Origin of the sequence: Enterococcus sp. DIV1304_2, from assembly GCF_050555445.1 — a bacterium.
In the GTDB taxonomy this organism is placed as follows: domain Bacteria; phylum Bacillota; class Bacilli; order Lactobacillales; family Enterococcaceae; genus Enterococcus_B; species Enterococcus_B pernyi.
In genome coordinates this window covers 2,043,810-2,060,224 of record NZ_CP187851.1, presented here as the reverse complement: position 1 = coordinate 2,060,224, position 16,415 = coordinate 2,043,810, and the positions used below count along the sequence as shown (strand labels likewise).

Here is a 16,415-nt window from a genome sequence, read left to right as displayed (position 1 = left end):
GCCTGAATTAAGTTAAAATAAATCGGACAACTGATGTTCAAAGTCAGGTATCTCTGCTAGTTACTAAATGATTAGGTTGTTTTAGTTGAAGAACGTTTTGTCTCAGTAATCCAAATTAAAACTTTTTTCTCAAGTCGTCTCATTTTATTCGCTATATAGTTTTTCATGATTATGGTAGAATAGGTAAGAACGATTTGAAATAAAGGAGATGTCTATTTTTGACAGAAGCGTCTAGTTCTTTGGATATTAGATTAACAGCAACTGATGATATCAGTATGCTTTTAGGGTCACATGATAAACATATCAAACTGATCGAAGAAACAACTGAAACGACGATTCACACAAGAGGCGAAGTAATCCAGATCATCGGAGAAGAAACCGATATTTCTTTGGCTGCTTCCGTGATCCGAACGTTACAAGAATTGATCAAACGAGGGATCCATATCAGCATGCCTGATGTGGTCACTGCACTAAAAATGGCTCAAAAAGGGACGTTGGATTATTTTGTTGAGATGTATGAACAAGAGATCGTCAAAGACCGCAATGGAAAACCGATCCGTGTCAAAAACAGCGGACAAAAAAAATACGTCGATTCTGTCGCCAAACATGATGTGGTCTTTGGCGTAGGACCAGCTGGTACTGGGAAAACATTTTTGGCTGTCGTATTAGCGATTGCTGCCTTAAAGAAAGGCGAAGTCCAAAAAATCATCTTGACTCGTCCAGCCGTCGAAGCAGGTGAAAATCTTGGATTCTTACCTGGAGATCTGAAGGAAAAAGTCGATCCATATTTACGACCAGTTTATGATGCACTATACCAGATTTTTGGTTTGGATCATACCAATCGTTTGATGGAGCGAGGAATCATCGAGATTGCACCACTTGCATATATGCGTGGTAGAACGTTAGATGATGCCTTTGTGATTTTGGATGAGGCGCAAAACACAACAGTCGCCCAAATGAAAATGTTTTTGACTCGGCTTGGCTATCAGTCAAAAATGATCGTCAATGGGGACACGAGCCAAATCGATTTACCAAAAGGGACAATGAGTGGATTGATCCATGCAGAACGAACGCTCAAACAAATCAAAAAAATCGATTTTGTGAATTTTGAAGCGAGTGATGTCGTTCGTCACCCTGTCGTGGCAGAAATCATCAAAGCTTATGAAAAAGCGGATCTTCATCAAGAATAGCTTTTTTAGGAGGATTACCACATGTTGAACAAAATATTGCAGCAGCTTCAAGCGAAATTAGGGAAAGCTGCAGCACCTTTTCTCTTATTGCTTTTCTTTCTTTTGATGTGTGGGATCACGTTTAGCAGCGTGAAGCAAAAGCCCAATGATTTTAGAGAAGGACAAGTAGCGGAAGAAAGTATCCGTGCCAATAAAACGATTGAGAACACGGAAGAAACCGAACAAAAAAGGAAATTAGCAGCTGAAGCAGTGACACCTGAGTACACCTACCAAAGTGACCTAGCTTCGGAACAAGATCGTCGGATCAATCAACTGTTTGTTTTGATCGATCGTGCGAATGACACGATCGACAAACAATACGAAGAAAAAGTCAGTAAGGCAAAAGAAGATGAAAATGTTCCAAAGCCAACAGTAGAAGAACGGATAGCCGCATTGAAACGAATATTCGAAAGTTCAAATGCGGATGATGTCGCGTTTTACCAAAAATTACCAAATAGTTTTTACTCAACGATCATGAATATGTCAGAAAGCGAGATTACGACGGTTCGTGATGAAAGCTTGAAATTGATTGACGAACAAATGAGTAAGCAAGTTCGAGAAAGCGATTTAGATAATTTCAAACAAGAAGCAGAGGATAAGATCCAGTATTTGAATGTTTCGGCAGAACAACAAGAAATGATCCGTTATTTAGTCGATCAGGGCATTGTTGTGAATGATGTGCTAAATGAAAAACGTACGGAAGATCTGAAGCAAGAGGCGCGAGATTCCATTCAACCCGTCATGATTTTCCAAGGGGAGATCATTGTTCGGGAAGGAAATCAAATCGATGCAGCTGCTATGAAAAAATTAGAGTTGTTAGGTTTGACGAGTCAATCTACTTCAATTTTTCCACTTGTCGCTATGATTCTAGCGGTGTTGTTACAAATTGGTGTGTTGTTCTACAATTCACTCCAGTATAAAGATCTATTCAAACGAACAGAGTATATTCTTTTCTACGTAACAGCGATGTCCATCAGTATTTTATTGATGAAATTTTTCCAAGTCTTTCAAACAGAACAAGCGACGTATATTCCGTTACTTTACCCCGCAGCGTTTGTACCGCTTGTCTTGAACTTTTTCTTGAATCGAAGAGCGGGTATCATGGCTGCGTTGTTCCAAGCAGTTTCAGCGCTATTCATTTTTTACAATTCGATCGGTACGAATTTCTTGACTGTGATTTTGGTTTCGTACCTATTTGCCGGCTTTTTAGCAGCGATTTTAAAACGGCAACGTATTTCAGAACAATGGTTCCCAGCAATCATGTGGGTCGTTGTCTTTCCGTTATTGATGGATGTCGTTTTAGTGGTTTATCAAGGCATGAGCTTTAGTGATGGCACCACTTGGTTAACACTTGTATGTGGCTTCATGGGCGCATTTCTGTCGTATTTACTGACGATCGGTCTGCACCCTTATATTGAGCTATTAGTCAATGACGACAGTGTGATCGTTCTAAATGAATTGAGTAACCCGAACCATCCATTATTGAAGCAATTGCTAGAAGAAGCACCGGGAACGTATCATCATAGTATGATGGTTGCGAATCTGAGTGCGAATGCAGTTGCTGAAATCGGTGGGCGTTCATTGTTGACACGTGTGGCTTGTTATTACCATGACATCGGCAAAATCAAACATGCCAGCTTTTTCGTAGAGAACTTACCTTCTGGTGCGGAAAATCCCCATAACTTTTTACTTCCTGAAGATAGTAAACAAATTATTTTTGGGCATGTAACAGACGGTGCGAAGATTTTAGAAGAGTACGATATGCCACAAATGGTGATCGATATCTGCAAGCAACATCATGGGACGACTTTGATGCGTTATTTCTATATCAAAGCAAAAGAACGTAATCCCGAAGTAACAGAGGAACAATTCCGTTACCCTGGCCCTAGACCACAAACACGGGAAGCTGGGATCGTCAATATTGCGGATAGTTGCGAAGCCGCTGTGCGAGCAATGGATCATCCAACCAGTGAGAAAATCGAAGCTTTTGTGCATAATTTGATTGAAGAACGGATTTCTGATGGTCAGCTTGATGATAGTGGATTGACACTCAAAGAAATCCGCAAAGTTGAAAAATCTCTTGTTAGTGGATTGAGCAGTACCTTCCACTCAAGGATCAAATACCCTAAGATGAAGTCTGAAGCAGAAAAAATGAAACAAGAAAAAGAATAGCAAGAAGGAAGCGATGACTAATGGATATTACATTTATCGATGAAACAAACACTGTATCTGAAACGAAAATCAAAGAAATTGAAGAATTGCTTCAATTTGCGGCAAAAAAACTTTCTTTATCAGATGAGACGGAAATGTCGGTGACCTTCATGGATAATCCGTCTATCCAAGAAATCAATCGTACGTACCGTGGCAAAGACGCACCAACAGATGTGATCAGTTTTGCGTTAGAAGATGAAGGTGAAGACGAGATCCCAGTCATTTTTGAAGAGGACGATGAGCCAATGCCTCGTGTATTGGGAGATATCATGATTTCAATCGATCGGGCAAAAGAGCAAGCTGAAGAATATGGTCACTCCTATGATCGCGAACTAGGCTTCTTAGCCGTCCATGGATTTTTACACATCAACGGCTACGACCATATGACACCTGAAGATGAAGCGGAAATGTTTGGCTTACAGAAAGAGATTTTAGATGCTTATGGACTTAAAAGATAAAAGAGAAGAACAAAAAGTAGATAAAAACAAACATTTTTTGATGTCAGTGGAGTTTGCTTTACAAGGAGTCAAAACCGTTTTTGATGAAGAACGAAATATGAAGAAACATGTGGCTCTTGGGATCATTGCTCTGATCATGGGGTTCATCTTTCAATTGGATCGAATGGAGTGGCTATGGTTGCTCCTTTCAGTCTTTCTCGTATGGATCGTTGAAATCATGAACACTGTTTTTGAGAATGTAGTGGATATGTTCACAGACTTCCATTTTCATCCCATTGGAAAAAAAATCAAAGATATGGCAGCTGGGGCAGTGTTATTGACTGCTTGCTTCGCTGTAATCGTGGGGATCATCTTATTTGGTCCAAAAATCTATCAACTGTTTTTTAATTAAAAGGAGAGTAATTATGTCAGAACATAAATCTGGATTTGTAGCAATCGTCGGACGACCAAATGTTGGTAAATCGACGTTGCTCAATCGGATCGTTGGTCAAAAAATCGCGATCATGAGTGATAAAGCGCAAACGACAAGAAATAAGATCCAAGGAGTGTATACGACTCCTGAAGCACAATTGATCTTTATTGATACACCAGGAATCCATAAACCCAAACATCGCTTAGGCGATTTTATGGTAGAAACAGCTTATAGTGCTTTACGTGAAGTTGATGCGGTATTGTTCATGATCAGCGCCGATCAAAAAAGAGGAAAAGGCGACGATTTCATCATCGAACGCTTGAAAAATGTCCAATCACCGGTATATTTAGTGATCAATAAGATCGACAAAGTCCATCCAGATGAGTTGTTAGGGATCATTGAAGATTATTCCTCACAAATGGAGTTTGCCCAAGTTGTTCCGATCTCTGCGACAGAAGGAAACAATGTCGAACGTTTGATGGAGGTCTTAGTGGACGAAATGCCTGAAGGCCCGCAATATTTCCCAGACGATCAAGTCACTGACCATCCGGAGTATTTTATCGTTTCTGAATTGATTCGGGAAAAAGTCTTGTTTTTGACACGAGATGAAGTACCCCATTCAGTCGCAGTAGTCATCGATACGATGAAACGTAATGAGAATAATAAAATCCATATCCAAGCTACGATCATCGTCGAGCGTGATAGTCAAAAAGGAATCATTATCGGTAAGGGCGGTAAGATGCTGAAAGACATTGGAACAAAAGCACGAAGAGACATTGAGAATCTATTAGGAGACAAAGTCTTTCTAGAACTTTGGGTAAAAGTCCAAAAAGATTGGCGAGATAAACGAGTCTATTTACAAGACTTTGGATATCGTCAAGACGAGTATTAAACAAGGTTGTGAGAAAGCCGGTCAGCTCCGAATAGTAAGGCGAAACGTGGGAAAATAGCTTTCCATATTTTTTCACGTTTCGCCTTACTATTGAGGAGTTGCTCTTGAACACCGGTTATCCAGTTATAGAAGTTAGAGGACAACTAAGTCATGGAAGCAATTAAGAGTCTGGAATAAAAGTAATAGTTACTTTTGTCTCGACTTCACGTATGCTCGCATGACTTTTTCCTTCTTTCAATTTAAAAAAGCAATCTACGTTAAAGTCAGAGGAGGGGTGACGATGAGTCAGCTTGCAGAATCAAAAGGAATCATCCTTTCTAGTCGCAACTACAAGGAAAAAGATAAATTAGTTAAGATATTTACAGAATCGGCAGGAAAAATGATGTTTTATGTCAAGGGGATCCATCGTCAAAATCAACCGATTGCACCCGCATTGTTGCCTTTTACGGAAGCAATTTATATTGGTCATTTTCATAATGAAGGCTTGTCCTTTGTTAACAGTGTAAAAGATGTCCACTCGTTTCGTAAGATACAAGAAGATATTTTTCTTAGCGGTTACGGGACTTATTTGTTGAACTTAGTGGATGCGGCGATCGAGGATCGGCAATATGATCCGAATCTATTTCAATTCACACACCAAGCATTGCAACGCATGGATCAAGGAGATGACCCAGAGATCATTACGAATATTTTTGAGATCCAATTATTGCAACGTTTCGGGATCTCGCCAGTTTGGACCCACTGTGCAGTGTGTGGAAAGACGCAAGGAAAATTTGATTATTCATCCAAATATGGGGGCGTCTTATGTGAAAATCACTGGGAGTTAGATCATCATCGGTATCACGCGGACCCACGTGCAGTTCACTTCGTACGGCTCTTCTCAGCAATCTCGTATGATCGCATCAGCGGGATCGACCTCAAAGAAGAAACCAAACAAAAGATTCGCCAATTGATTGATCTGTTATACGAAGAATACGTAGGCATCCATTTGAAAAGTAAAAAGTTTATTGATCAAATGAAAAGTTGGGAACATATCATGAAACCGACCAATGAGGCAACGAAGGAAAATCCTGCAGAAGAATGAAAAATTGTTTGAAACAATGGTTTTTTTTCAAAAATATTTGACAAAGTACTTGGTTAACGTCTATTATAAAGCCTAGATAGTAACTATTGTTTTTTCAATAGACGAATGTCATTTATAAAGGATATTCAATAATCACATACGTACGATGATCAAGATCAGTAGAAAATCAAGTGGCACAAGCGAGTTCGGGAGAGTGTGAGCCGAATGCTAACGGTTTTTGAAGAGGCACTTGTGAGTACGATCAACGAAGCTGCCGACTCGCTCGGAAGTAGGGTGGAACCGCGAAGATATTCGTCCCTATGTTTGTTTACGCAAACATAGGGACTTTTTTTGTTACTATTTTTGATTCTTGGTTAAGATGGAAGGGGTAATTATATGAGTAAGAAGCAAACAGTTCAAGAAATGATTTTGACATTACAAAAATTTTGGTCATCGAACGGTTGTATGCTGATGCAAGCATACGATACAGAAAAAGGGGCAGGTACAATGAGCCCTTACACGTTTTTACGAGCAATCGGTCCAGAACCTTGGAATGCCGCTTACGTTGAGCCATCACGTCGACCAGCTGATGGTCGTTATGGTGAGAATCCTAACCGGTTATATCAACACCATCAATTCCAAGTGGTGATGAAGCCATCACCAGAAAATATCCAAGAACTTTACTTGGAAAGCTTGCGTTTGTTAGGGATCGATCCGTTGGAACATGATATCCGCTTTGTTGAGGACAACTGGGAGAACCCTTCGATGGGTTGTGCCGGTGTTGGTTGGGAAATCTGGTTAGATGGCATGGAAATCACGCAATTTACGTACTTCCAACAAGTCGGCGGTTTGCCATGTAAACCAGTTACTTCAGAAATCACTTATGGGTTAGAGCGTTTAGCTTCTTATATCCAAGAAGTGGAAAGTGTGTATGATCTTGAATGGTCAGCAGGTGTCAAATATGGCGAGATCTTCAAACAGCCTGAATATGAACACTCAAAATATTCATTTGAAGTGAGTGATCAAGAATTATTATTAAGTAATTTTGATCGTTTTGAAAAAGAAGCGAAACGTTGTATTGAAGAAAATCTGGTCCATCCAGCATATGATTACATTTTAAAATGTAGTCACACCTTCAATCTATTAGATGCTCGTGGTGCAGTATCTGTGACTGAACGTGCTGGCTACTTGGCTCGCATTCGTAACATGGCGAAATCTGTGGCGAAAATCTTTGTTGCAGAACGTGAAAAACTTGGATTCCCATTGCTGAATAATCAATCAGAAAATCCAATGATTGTTAAGGAAGGTGAATAAGATGGCAAAGGACTTATTATTAGAAATTGGCTTGGAAGAAATGCCAGCGCATGTTGTGACACCAAGCATGAAACAATTAGAAGAAAAAACAGCAGCGTTTTTAACGGACAATCAATTGACTTACGATGCAATCGAGACATTCTCTACTCCGAGACGTTTGGCGATCAAAGTAACAAATGTGCCAGAACGTCAGGCTGACAGTGAAGAAGAAGTGAAGGGACCAGCGAAAAAAATCGCATTAGATGCTGAAGGCAACTGGTCGAAAGCAGCTCAAGGATTTGTTCGTGGGCAAGGATTGACGACAGACGATATCACCTTCCGAGAAATCAAAGGTGTGGAATATGTCTATGTGACGAAATATACTCAAGGAAAACCGGCAATCGAAGTCTTGACAGGATTGATCGATGTGATTAAAAGCATGACATTCCCTGTGACAATGCACTGGTCTTCCTTTGACTTTGAATATATTCGCCCGATTCATTGGATCGTGGCACTATTTGGAGAAGAAGTGATCCCGTTTGAATTTTTAGATGTGAAAACTGGACGTACTTCTCGTGGGCATCGTTTCTTAGGTGAAGATGTGACATTTGCTCATCCAGCAGAATATGAAGAAAAGCTATCTGAACAATTTGTAGTTGCTTCGCCACAAAAGAGAAGAGCAATGATCATGGAACAAGCGACTCAATTATCAACAAAAAATGATTGGCACATCGATTTTGATGAAGACCTACTTGAAGAAGTCAATAATCTAGTGGAGTATCCAACTGTCTTTGCTGGTGATTTTGAAGAAAAATATCTATCTGTACCGGAAGAAGTACTCGTGACTTCCATGAAGGAACACCAACGTTATTTTGATGTTCGAAATGCCGAAGGTCAACTCTTACCACATTTTATCGCTGTACGAAATGGCGATCGTGTAAAGCTAGATAACGTTATTCGTGGGAACCAAAAAGTACTGACTGCGCGTTTAGAAGATGCGGAATTCTTTTACAATGAAGACAAAAAATTCCCAATCGAGCATTATGTCAATAAGTTGAAATCAGTGACTTTCCATGAAAAGATCGGTAGTATTTATGAAAAAATGCAACGTGTGCAAGTGATTGCATCTGTTATCGGCAAGTCTGTCGGTTTATCCGGGGAAGAACTAGCTGCATTACAACGTGCCGGCGAAATCTATAAGTTTGACCTAGTGACGAACATGGTTGGAGAATTTCCAGAACTTCAAGGAATCATGGGTGAAAAATATGCGTTGTTGCATGGAGAAGATCCAGCGGTTGCGACAGCGATCCGTGAACATTATTTACCGATCGCTAGTGAAGGTGAACTGCCAGAAACGACGATTGGTGCAGTCTTAGCCATTGCCGATAAATTAGATAGTATTTTCTCTTTCTTTACTGTAGGAATGGTGCCAAGTGGTTCAAACGACCCTTACGCATTACGTCGTCAAGCATATGGGATCGTTCGGATCATTGAAGCAAAACAATGGGCTTTCCCATTGGCACAATTACAACAAGAAGTGAATGCTGCAATCAATGAAAATCAAGAGCGTTTCGGGTTAGCTTTCGTTCAAGGAACTGATGTAATCGACTTTATCAAAGGTCGTTTGCGCCAACGATTGATGACAAAAGCCATTCGCCACGATGTGATCGATGCTGTCTTGAATGCGAAGGAAAGTAATTTGACAACCGTTTTTGCCGCTGCACGTCTGTTGAAGGAACGTTTGCAAGATGAAAACTTCAAACCATCGATGGAAGCTTTGACGCGTGTGATGAATCTAGCGAAAAAAGCCGAAGGAACAACGAATGAGATTGATCCAAGCCTGTTTGAAAATGAAGCAGAGCAAGCATTGTACGAAGCAGTTGAGAAAGTGAAAGCTCAGTTTGTGGAACGTACACTTAAAGAGAACTATGAGCAATTAGTCAGCTTAAGACCAGTTATCGATCAGTATTTTGATCAAACGATGGTCATGGTCGAAGATGAAGCTGTCCGTAACAACCGTTTAGCACAGTTGCAACAAATTGCTGACATGGCATTAAGTATTGCTAGTCTGGATCAAATCATTACAAAATAAGACGGATCAAGTAAAAGCTTGAAACAAAAAAAGGTTTGGGATGCGAACATCCCAAACCTTTTATTTTTTACGTTGCTGTTTACCGGCATTTCGACCGTTAGCATTTTTCTTGGTTGCTTGTGTATTGATTTTTTTCGTTGGTTTCGTCGCTTCTTCAGGTGTCACATCTTTGCGAGGTGTCACGACTTGTTTCGGTGGATTTTGTTTCAATTCTTCTGCGACCTGTGCTTTTAAGCGTGGCTTCATGATCACATTGGTGATAAATGTTTGTAGACAACTAAAGATACCGCCGACTACCCAGTAAAGGGTCACTCCCGCAGGAGCACTGATCGACATGAAGACGATCATCGCAGGTGAAACGATCAACATAGTGCGCATCGTTTTTTTCTGTTCTTCAGGAATACCGATCGTTGAGATATACCCTTGGATCAGGTAAGCAATCCCGGCAATCGCAACTAAGAGCAAACTTGGATTCCCTAAATCAATGCCATAAAAAGTCGATTCACGGATACCCTCTGTATAACGAGCAGTAAAGTACAGCGCTGAGAAGATCGGCATTTGGATCAATAAAGGTAAACAACCGATTCCGCCTGTCATACTTAACCCATTTTCGCGATACACTTGTTGCATTTCTGCTTGTGCAGCCATTTGTTCTTCACGGGTCGTCGCCGCTTTTAGTTTTTCTTGGGCGGCACTGACTTGAGGTTTCAATGCTTGCATTTTTTCAGATTGGATCATTGTCTTTTTCGATTGACTGATTCCTAAAGGTAAAATGATGATTCGTACGATCACAGTCATCAAGATAACAGCCCAACCGTATGACCAGTTGAAATTCTGCACGAGATATGTAATCGCTTGTCCCATAGGTTGTACTAATACGCGATAGACGATTCCAGATGTATCAGGGTTTCCATCAGCATCCATTCTGACACAACCAGATAAGAAAAGTAAGAGTGTTACAAGACCAGAACCTAGTAACCAATTTTTCCATTTATTCATAAAATACTTCCTCTTTTAAAATTTTTACACAAGCTTAACTATACTAAAAATATGAGAATAATTCAATGAACTTCATAGAAAATTCAAATAATCCCCTTAAGTTTAGCCGATCATGGGAGGGACAGGGAAGCGCACATAAAAGAACAGAGAATTGAAACGATCATCTTCTAGTAGACAGCAACAACGACTTTCTTCATATGTGCTTTCAAGAAGAAACATTTAGCCGATCACATCAAATTTTTTTCGTTCTTCCATCATCGGATGTTCTTGCAAGTCGACATATTGGACACGTCCACTGGGACTAGGTGATTGCTTGACTTCTTTGATGAACTGATCGATGGTTTCCTCCTCACCAGCGGCTTCGATCGTCACCGAACCATCTTCTTCGTTTTTAACTGTTCCTGTCACGCCCAATTGATCAGCTACTATTTTTGTCATATAACGAAAACCTACACCTTGGACACGCCCTTGCACATTCATTTTAACTTTTTTCATTTGAAGCACCACTCTTTCCTCTATTTGATAAATTTATGATAACGATTTTTTATAAAACTAACAAGCCCAACGATTGATTCCATGCTATAATGAAGTGAGGTGGAAAACGTGAAAAAAATTCAATCAGCAAAAAATCCTAGAATCAAAGAAATAAAAAAATTACATAAAAAGAAGCACCGCGAAGAAGGACAGGAGTACCTGCTTGAAGGGTTTCACTTGATCGAAGAAGCTGTGAATGCCAAAGTCATGCCTAAAGAGATCTTTCTGACAGAACGAGGCTGGTCAGAATGGGGGACATGGGTCGAACAACACGAATTGGATTGCTTTTTAGTCACTGATGAGGTGATGGCGGTGATCTCTGATCTACCAACACCACAAGGAATCGTGGCAGTGATGCCGCTAGAAGTTAGCCAAGTGTCAATAGATACAGGAGGCTGGTTGCTTTTAGACAATGTCCAAGATCCTGGAAATGTCGGAACGATGATCCGAACAGCAGATGCGTTTGGTTTAGCAGGTGTGATCTTAGGGAAAGGCTCAGCTGATATTTATAGCACCAAAGTTTTAAGAAGTATGCAGGGAAGCAATTACCATTTACCAGTTATCTCACAAGAGTTAGACGCACTCATTCCTGAATTGAAAGAAAAAGGATTTGCGATATACGGAACAGAACTCAATGAAGAAGCTGTTTCTCTTCCAACCGTCGTACCAACAAAAAATTATACGATCATTATGGGAAATGAAGGACAAGGGGTGCGATCAGAATTATTGGCGCTAACTGATAAAAATATCTATATCCCAATGAATGGCCATGCCGAATCATTGAATGTCGGCGTAGCTACCGGCATATTGTTGTACCATCTTTCTTCTTGATTAAGGAACTATTAAGCTTTTTGGATTTTTAGTCAACCTCACTAGAATATTCCGAACATGAATGATATACTATGTACAATTTCAACGATAAATGAAATTCAAAAAGGTGGCAGATCGAAAATTATGACAGAAAAATGGCGTGAAGACGAAGAATACATGTCTTATATCGAAGATCTATTAGAAACAGAAGCAGTACAAAAATTAGCTGATTATATCCAACATGTACATTCGACAAGATTGGAACACTCGATCAGTGTTTCTTATTACAGTTACAAATTAGCAAAAAAATGGGGTGGAGATGCAAGAGCTACTGCACGTGCAGGACTTTTACATGACCTATTCTATTATGACTGGCGTACAACAAAATTTGATGAAGGCACACATGCGTATGTGCATCCTAGGATCGCTGTGAAAAATGCAGAAAAGATTACTGAACTTTCTGATTTAGAGCGCGACATCATCTTGAAACATATGTGGGGGGCAACGATCGCTCCACCAAAATACAAAGAAAGCTATATTGTGACATTTGTTGACAAGTATTGTGCAGTGAAAGAAGCGGCGCAACCAGTAACGGATACAATGAAACAAAAATGGCAACGATATTTTGGAAAAGAACAGTCGATCTAACTATTTGACCAGCCGAACGGAAACAGTCGAAGGTCCCGATCATGGGAAACCTTTGACTGTTTTTTTTGCGAAAGTAGTTGACGAAATAAGATTTATAAGGTTAACTCTTTATTAGGTGAATGTACATAGATGAAAAAAGCATAAAGGGGGTGATGATAAGATGCCATACGTATCTTATTTAGCAGAGTTCAAGGACTTCAGTTATTAAGCTAACTTTGTTGAAGGACTCTTTTTTCTTCAAAGTAGCTACTTTTGAAAGAAGAAAGGACTCAAAAAATCATGGAAACAACAATCAAAACGTATCAATATTTCTTTATCAAACGGGAAATCGAGCAACTGTTAAATGTCTATCATTCAGTGAATGATAAAAAAACTGTCGCAACCGTTCAAGCACTAACCACAGAACGAATCAATGAGGTAGTAGAAAATGATCCACAAGTAATCGCCTTACTTGAACCATTTGTGAAGCAAGTTATGGATACAAACTTGAAAAAAGAAAAAGCGACAGAATTGCTCGAACGTTTAAAAGAACATGTTGCGCCATTCAAGCAACCATCAAAAATCCAAGTGGAAAAAATATTCCGAAAAGTGAAAAAGTTGAAACACCCAGATTGGCAAACATTGGATCTTAAAGAGCATACTTATGTGGGCTGGAATGATCCAGGAACACAGAAGAAATATCTGCTCTATTATGCAGATGAGCGGCTACAAGGTGTCCATGGCACACTTTCTCCGACGATCATCAAAGGGGTATGCGCGATTTGCCATAAGACTTCGAGTGTTTCGATGTTTCTTTCCACGACAAAATCAGGATCAGATGGCACGTATACTAAAAAAGGAAATTACATTTGTCATGATAGTGATCAGTGCAATCAGCAACTAGTAAAGCTGGCACCATTTTATGAATTTACAGACATCGTGAAGAAAGAAAAATAGCGCCATTGTTTTTCTTGAGAATGTATGATAAACTTTCTGTAAATGAATAGGTGATGGTGTTCGCCTTTAAATGTCGATCGATAGATGACTAATGACGCCTACTAAAAATCGGAGAATCCGTTTTTTTAGTAGGCTTTTTTTGTGGGGAGGAATAGAAAAATGGATCAACGTTTACTTAGTCCATTCAAAATAGGGACATATATGGTGAAATGGTTAGTGATCACTGCTTGTTTAGGCGTACTAATGGGAGGACTTTCCGCTTTTTTTCTAAATAGCTTAACCGTGGTGACGGATTTACGAGAAGCACATACTTGGTTATTGTATCTATTACCTGTCAGTGGGGCATTATTTGCGTTTCTTTATCAACGATACGGTGGGAATGCTAGTCGTGGGAATAATCTGGTCATTGATCAAGGGAATGGTGGGGAAGAAAAAATCCCGCTTCGATTGATTCCTTTAACGCTTTTCGGTACGATCACGACGCATCTCTTTGGCGGTTCTGTCGGTCGAGAAGGAACAGCAGTCCAAATGGGTGGCGCTTTAGCTGAAAATCTAGCAAGGGGATTAAAATTGAGTCCTATCGAGCGAGAGGTGCTGGTCATCAGTGGGATCAGTGCAGGATTTAGTTCAGTGTTTGGGACACCTTTAGCAGGCACATTGTTTGGACTTGAAGTACTAGCAATCGGAAAGATGCGTACAGAAGCGATCTTTCCCAGTTTTTTTGCTGCTTTATTTGCTAACTTCGTAACGGAAAGCATTGGTGTCACACATATCCATTATAAGATGGGGGAAATTCCAGGGTGGAGTCCAGCACTCTTTGGCAAACTGATGGTGGCGGGTATCGCTTTTGGGATTATTGGTTGGGTTTTTAGTCGTTCAATCGTCTTTTTGAAAAAGTGGTATCTGAAATGGTTCAAACATCCAATCACTAGAAATTTTATAGGTGGAGGAATTGTCGTAGTTGTGGCACTGATTTTACAAACACAACGCTACTTAGGACTTAGCTTGCCTTTATTGCAAGATGCGTTTGCCGGAAAAGCACATGCCTATGATTTTATCGGTAAGTTAGGATTTACTGTCCTTTCTTTAGGCGCTGGCTATCAAGGTGGGGAAGTGACCCCTTTGTTTGAGATTGGCGCAACTCTAGGGGCAACTTTAGCGCCCATCCTGCATGTTTCGATTCCTTTTCTAGCTGCATTAGGATTTATCGGTGTGTTTTCTGGAGCGACGAATACACCCATTGCATGTTTTGTCATGGGCATCGAATTATTCGGAGGAGAAGCAGCTAGTTTCTTTTTTATGATTTGTTTGATCAGTTTCATGTGTTCGGGAAATAACGGAATCTATTCCGCACAAAAAGTAATGATCAAAAAAGGGATTTTATTTTTACCAATGAATAATGATCAGAGAGAATAGTTTACTGATTGAAAGAAAAAAAGAAGTTGCATGACACGCAACTTCTTTTTTTTAGGCAATAAGTGTGATCAAAGCTAACAATGCAGTCAGGCCAAGGATGATACCACATACGATCATGTGACGTTTTTTATGCAACATCAAGATCGCGATATATTCTCTAAGAAAAGCATTTGGCAAATAATAAAAGGCTGTTTTTGCACCAATGCCATTGGCTTTTAACTGTGCTTGCTTCGCAAAGAGTCCTGCACGGAAAATGTGGTAATTATTTGAACTGAAAATCGCACGATAAGCGCCACCGCCAGATTCACGATCCATTAATTCTTTGGAGAAACGCATATTTTCTAAAGTGGTTGTTGAATTTGTTTCAACTAAAATGTCCCGCTCCGGAATCCCTTTTTCTAAGGCATAGTTTTTCATGGCAATTGCTTCTGGTAACTTTTCATCTGTACCTTGACCACCAGACATCAAAAGAATCGGTGGATTGAGCGTAGCATGACTTTGTGCCCAATAAAAAGCAATTGCTTTGTCGATCCGTTTGGCTAGGAGGGGAGAAACACGTTCCCCGTTGATCAGGCCTGCGCCTAACACGATAATATAATTCTGGTTATAACGTGGTCGGTTGAACTGATATAAGAAAGAGACAGTCATAAAATTATAGAAGACAATAAACAGATAAATCAAGATGACTGCTATACCAGAAAGAAGAACATTGATCCACGCTGGTAAGTAGTTGATTAAAAATACAGTGGCAATTAAATATAGCGTTAAGGCAATCCCTAGCAGTAAAGTCAAAAGATTGGCTAATGAACGTGATTCTCTTTTTAAGACGATGATGCCATTCCAAATGAGAAAGACGACCAAAATATATATGCCAAATAGTAAAATCAATAAAGCTGGTACTGCAATCAAAGCAAAAATCCCACCAATAAAGATATTCTGCGTCTCAAAAAGTAAGAGTAATAAATAAGCGCCGAAACTAATCAAAAATAAATTGAAAATCAAACCATTCAGTAGTCGCCTTTTTTCGGTGAAGTAAAAAAAAGCAAAGATACTGAAAAAAGCGAGAGGGATCAAGAAATAAAAACTCGCATAAAAAATCTCTAATACAACGAAGTACGTAAGCATCAATGTGAATGTCCAAGTACCACAATAAAAGAATAACGCGGGATCTTTTTGTTTCCTGCGCCAGATGATGATCCCAACCATCCCTACGATATAGAGAATCGAAAAAATCAAATCTCTTGTTAAATTCATAATACCAACTCCTTTTTCTAATCGTGGAGTCATCACTGCGAATGAAAAGGAAACAGCTGATTAGCAGACTAGTGATGATTATTCAACACGAACTGATAGTGTTACTCGCCCCTCATAGACCAACCCTACAAGTAACAATCTACCATATACAGTATAACGAAAAATTTG

The 16,415-nt window shown here is 39.8% G+C and carries 15 protein-coding genes and 1 riboswitch; of the genes, 12 read left to right on the top strand and 3 right to left on the bottom strand.

Features of this window, described 5'->3' with window-relative positions; all coding sequences use genetic code 11:
* Positions 1-218 precede the first annotated feature (218 nt).
* The 8 genes from IGJ14_RS09450 to glyS all read left to right on the top strand — a co-directional run bounded on the left by IGJ14_RS09450 (position 219) and on the right by glyS (position 9,650).
* Positions 219-1,190, top strand: a complete 972-nt coding sequence (locus tag IGJ14_RS09450; RefSeq protein WP_010734958.1) for a PhoH family protein — start codon at positions 219-221, stop codon at positions 1,188-1,190.
* A 21-nt stretch (positions 1,191-1,211) separates the two neighbouring features.
* Complete coding sequence (locus tag IGJ14_RS09445) at positions 1,212-3,401, top strand: HD family phosphohydrolase (protein ID WP_065096279.1); 2,190 nt, start codon at positions 1,212-1,214, stop codon at positions 3,399-3,401.
* Between the two features lie 20 nt (positions 3,402-3,421).
* Complete coding sequence (gene ybeY, locus IGJ14_RS09440) at positions 3,422-3,898, top strand: rRNA maturation RNase YbeY (protein ID WP_010734960.1); 477 nt, start codon at positions 3,422-3,424, stop codon at positions 3,896-3,898.
* Positions 3,882-4,289 (top strand): diacylglycerol kinase family protein, encoded by a 408-nt coding sequence (locus tag IGJ14_RS09435; RefSeq protein ID WP_029594236.1) that lies wholly within the window; start codon positions 3,882-3,884, stop codon positions 4,287-4,289. The genes ybeY and IGJ14_RS09435 overlap by 17 nt, the downstream gene beginning before the upstream one ends.
* A 13-nt stretch (positions 4,290-4,302) precedes the next feature.
* A complete protein-coding gene (era, locus tag IGJ14_RS09430; RefSeq protein WP_010734962.1) occupies positions 4,303-5,202 on the top strand; it encodes a GTPase Era in 900 nt (299 codons plus the stop codon).
* A 280-nt stretch (positions 5,203-5,482) separates the two neighbouring features.
* The gene (gene recO / locus IGJ14_RS09425) at positions 5,483-6,286 is read left to right on the top strand and encodes a DNA repair protein RecO (protein WP_019724240.1); all 804 of its coding nucleotides are present in this window, start codon (positions 5,483-5,485) and stop codon (positions 6,284-6,286) included.
* 375 nt (positions 6,287-6,661) lie between these two features.
* A complete protein-coding gene (glyQ, locus tag IGJ14_RS09420) occupies positions 6,662-7,579 on the top strand; it encodes a glycine--tRNA ligase subunit alpha (RefSeq protein ID WP_104776401.1) in 918 nt (305 codons plus the stop codon).
* A gap of 1 nt (position 7,580) precedes the next feature.
* The gene (gene glyS, locus IGJ14_RS09415; RefSeq protein WP_065096281.1) at positions 7,581-9,650 is read left to right on the top strand and encodes a glycine--tRNA ligase subunit beta; all 2,070 of its coding nucleotides are present in this window, start codon (positions 7,581-7,583) and stop codon (positions 9,648-9,650) included.
* A gap of 60 nt (positions 9,651-9,710) precedes the next feature.
* Here glyS and yidC read toward each other — a convergent pair whose 3' ends face one another.
* A complete protein-coding gene (gene yidC / locus IGJ14_RS09410; protein WP_104776400.1) occupies positions 9,711-10,649 on the bottom strand; it encodes a membrane protein insertase YidC in 939 nt (312 codons plus the stop codon).
* A gap of 219 nt (positions 10,650-10,868) precedes the next feature.
* Entirely contained in the window at positions 10,869-11,144 is a 276-nt protein-coding gene (locus IGJ14_RS09405; RefSeq protein WP_034687338.1) for an acylphosphatase, read from the bottom strand.
* Between the two features lie 108 nt (positions 11,145-11,252).
* Here IGJ14_RS09405 and IGJ14_RS09400 point away from each other — a divergent pair, with 108 nt between their 5' ends.
* The 4 genes from IGJ14_RS09400 to IGJ14_RS09385 all read left to right on the top strand — a co-directional run bounded on the left by IGJ14_RS09400 (position 11,253) and on the right by IGJ14_RS09385 (position 14,993).
* A complete protein-coding gene (locus tag IGJ14_RS09400; RefSeq protein WP_104776399.1) occupies positions 11,253-12,014 on the top strand; it encodes a TrmH family RNA methyltransferase in 762 nt (253 codons plus the stop codon).
* A 123-nt stretch (positions 12,015-12,137) separates the two neighbouring features.
* Positions 12,138-12,641, top strand: coding sequence for an HD domain-containing protein (locus tag IGJ14_RS09395; RefSeq protein ID WP_010734969.1), 504 nt, complete (start codon positions 12,138-12,140; stop codon positions 12,639-12,641).
* A 279-nt stretch (positions 12,642-12,920) separates the two neighbouring features.
* Complete coding sequence (locus IGJ14_RS09390; protein WP_195273232.1) at positions 12,921-13,577, top strand: FusB/FusC family EF-G-binding protein; 657 nt, start codon at positions 12,921-12,923, stop codon at positions 13,575-13,577.
* A 40-nt stretch (positions 13,578-13,617) separates the two neighbouring features.
* Positions 13,618-13,685, top strand: a riboswitch (Fluoride riboswitch).
* 51 nt (positions 13,686-13,736) lie between these two features.
* On the top strand, positions 13,737-14,993 hold the full coding sequence (locus IGJ14_RS09385) for a voltage-gated chloride channel family protein (protein ID WP_104776398.1): 1,257 nt from the start codon (positions 13,737-13,739) through the stop codon (positions 14,991-14,993).
* A 51-nt stretch (positions 14,994-15,044) separates the two neighbouring features.
* Here the strand turns inward: IGJ14_RS09385 and IGJ14_RS09380 are convergent, their stop codons facing one another.
* Positions 15,045-16,247 carry a YdcF family protein gene (locus IGJ14_RS09380; protein WP_104776397.1) on the bottom strand — a complete coding sequence of 401 codons (1,203 nt, stop codon included), beginning with the start codon at positions 16,245-16,247 and terminating at the stop codon, positions 15,045-15,047.
* Positions 16,248-16,415: the final 168 nt, after the last annotated feature.

Excerpts from the sequence above, each read along its gene's own strand:
- IGJ14_RS09445 (WP_065096279.1), top strand. The coding sequence starts at position 1,212 with ATGTTGAACAAAATATTGCAGCAGCTTCAAGCGAAATTAGGGAAAGCT.
- ybeY (WP_010734960.1), top strand. The coding sequence starts at position 3,422 with ATGGATATTACATTTATCGATGAAACAAACACTGTATCTGAAACGAAA.
- IGJ14_RS09435 (WP_029594236.1), top strand. The coding sequence starts at position 3,882 with ATGGACTTAAAAGATAAAAGAGAAGAACAAAAAGTAGATAAAAACAAA.
- era (WP_010734962.1), top strand. The coding sequence starts at position 4,303 with ATGTCAGAACATAAATCTGGATTTGTAGCAATCGTCGGACGACCAAAT.
- recO (WP_019724240.1), top strand. The coding sequence starts at position 5,483 with ATGAGTCAGCTTGCAGAATCAAAAGGAATCATCCTTTCTAGTCGCAAC.
- glyQ (WP_104776401.1), top strand. The coding sequence starts at position 6,662 with ATGAGTAAGAAGCAAACAGTTCAAGAAATGATTTTGACATTACAAAAA.
- glyS (WP_065096281.1), top strand. The coding sequence starts at position 7,581 with ATGGCAAAGGACTTATTATTAGAAATTGGCTTGGAAGAAATGCCAGCG.
- yidC (WP_104776400.1), bottom strand. The coding sequence starts at position 10,649 with ATGAATAAATGGAAAAATTGGTTACTAGGTTCTGGTCTTGTAACACTC.
- IGJ14_RS09405 (WP_034687338.1), bottom strand. The coding sequence starts at position 11,144 with ATGAAAAAAGTTAAAATGAATGTGCAAGGGCGTGTCCAAGGTGTAGGT.
- IGJ14_RS09395 (WP_010734969.1), top strand. The coding sequence starts at position 12,138 with ATGACAGAAAAATGGCGTGAAGACGAAGAATACATGTCTTATATCGAA.
- IGJ14_RS09390 (WP_195273232.1), top strand. The coding sequence starts at position 12,921 with ATGGAAACAACAATCAAAACGTATCAATATTTCTTTATCAAACGGGAA.
- IGJ14_RS09385 (WP_104776398.1), top strand. The coding sequence starts at position 13,737 with ATGGATCAACGTTTACTTAGTCCATTCAAAATAGGGACATATATGGTG.
- IGJ14_RS09380 (WP_104776397.1), bottom strand. The coding sequence starts at position 16,247 with ATGAATTTAACAAGAGATTTGATTTTTTCGATTCTCTATATCGTAGGG.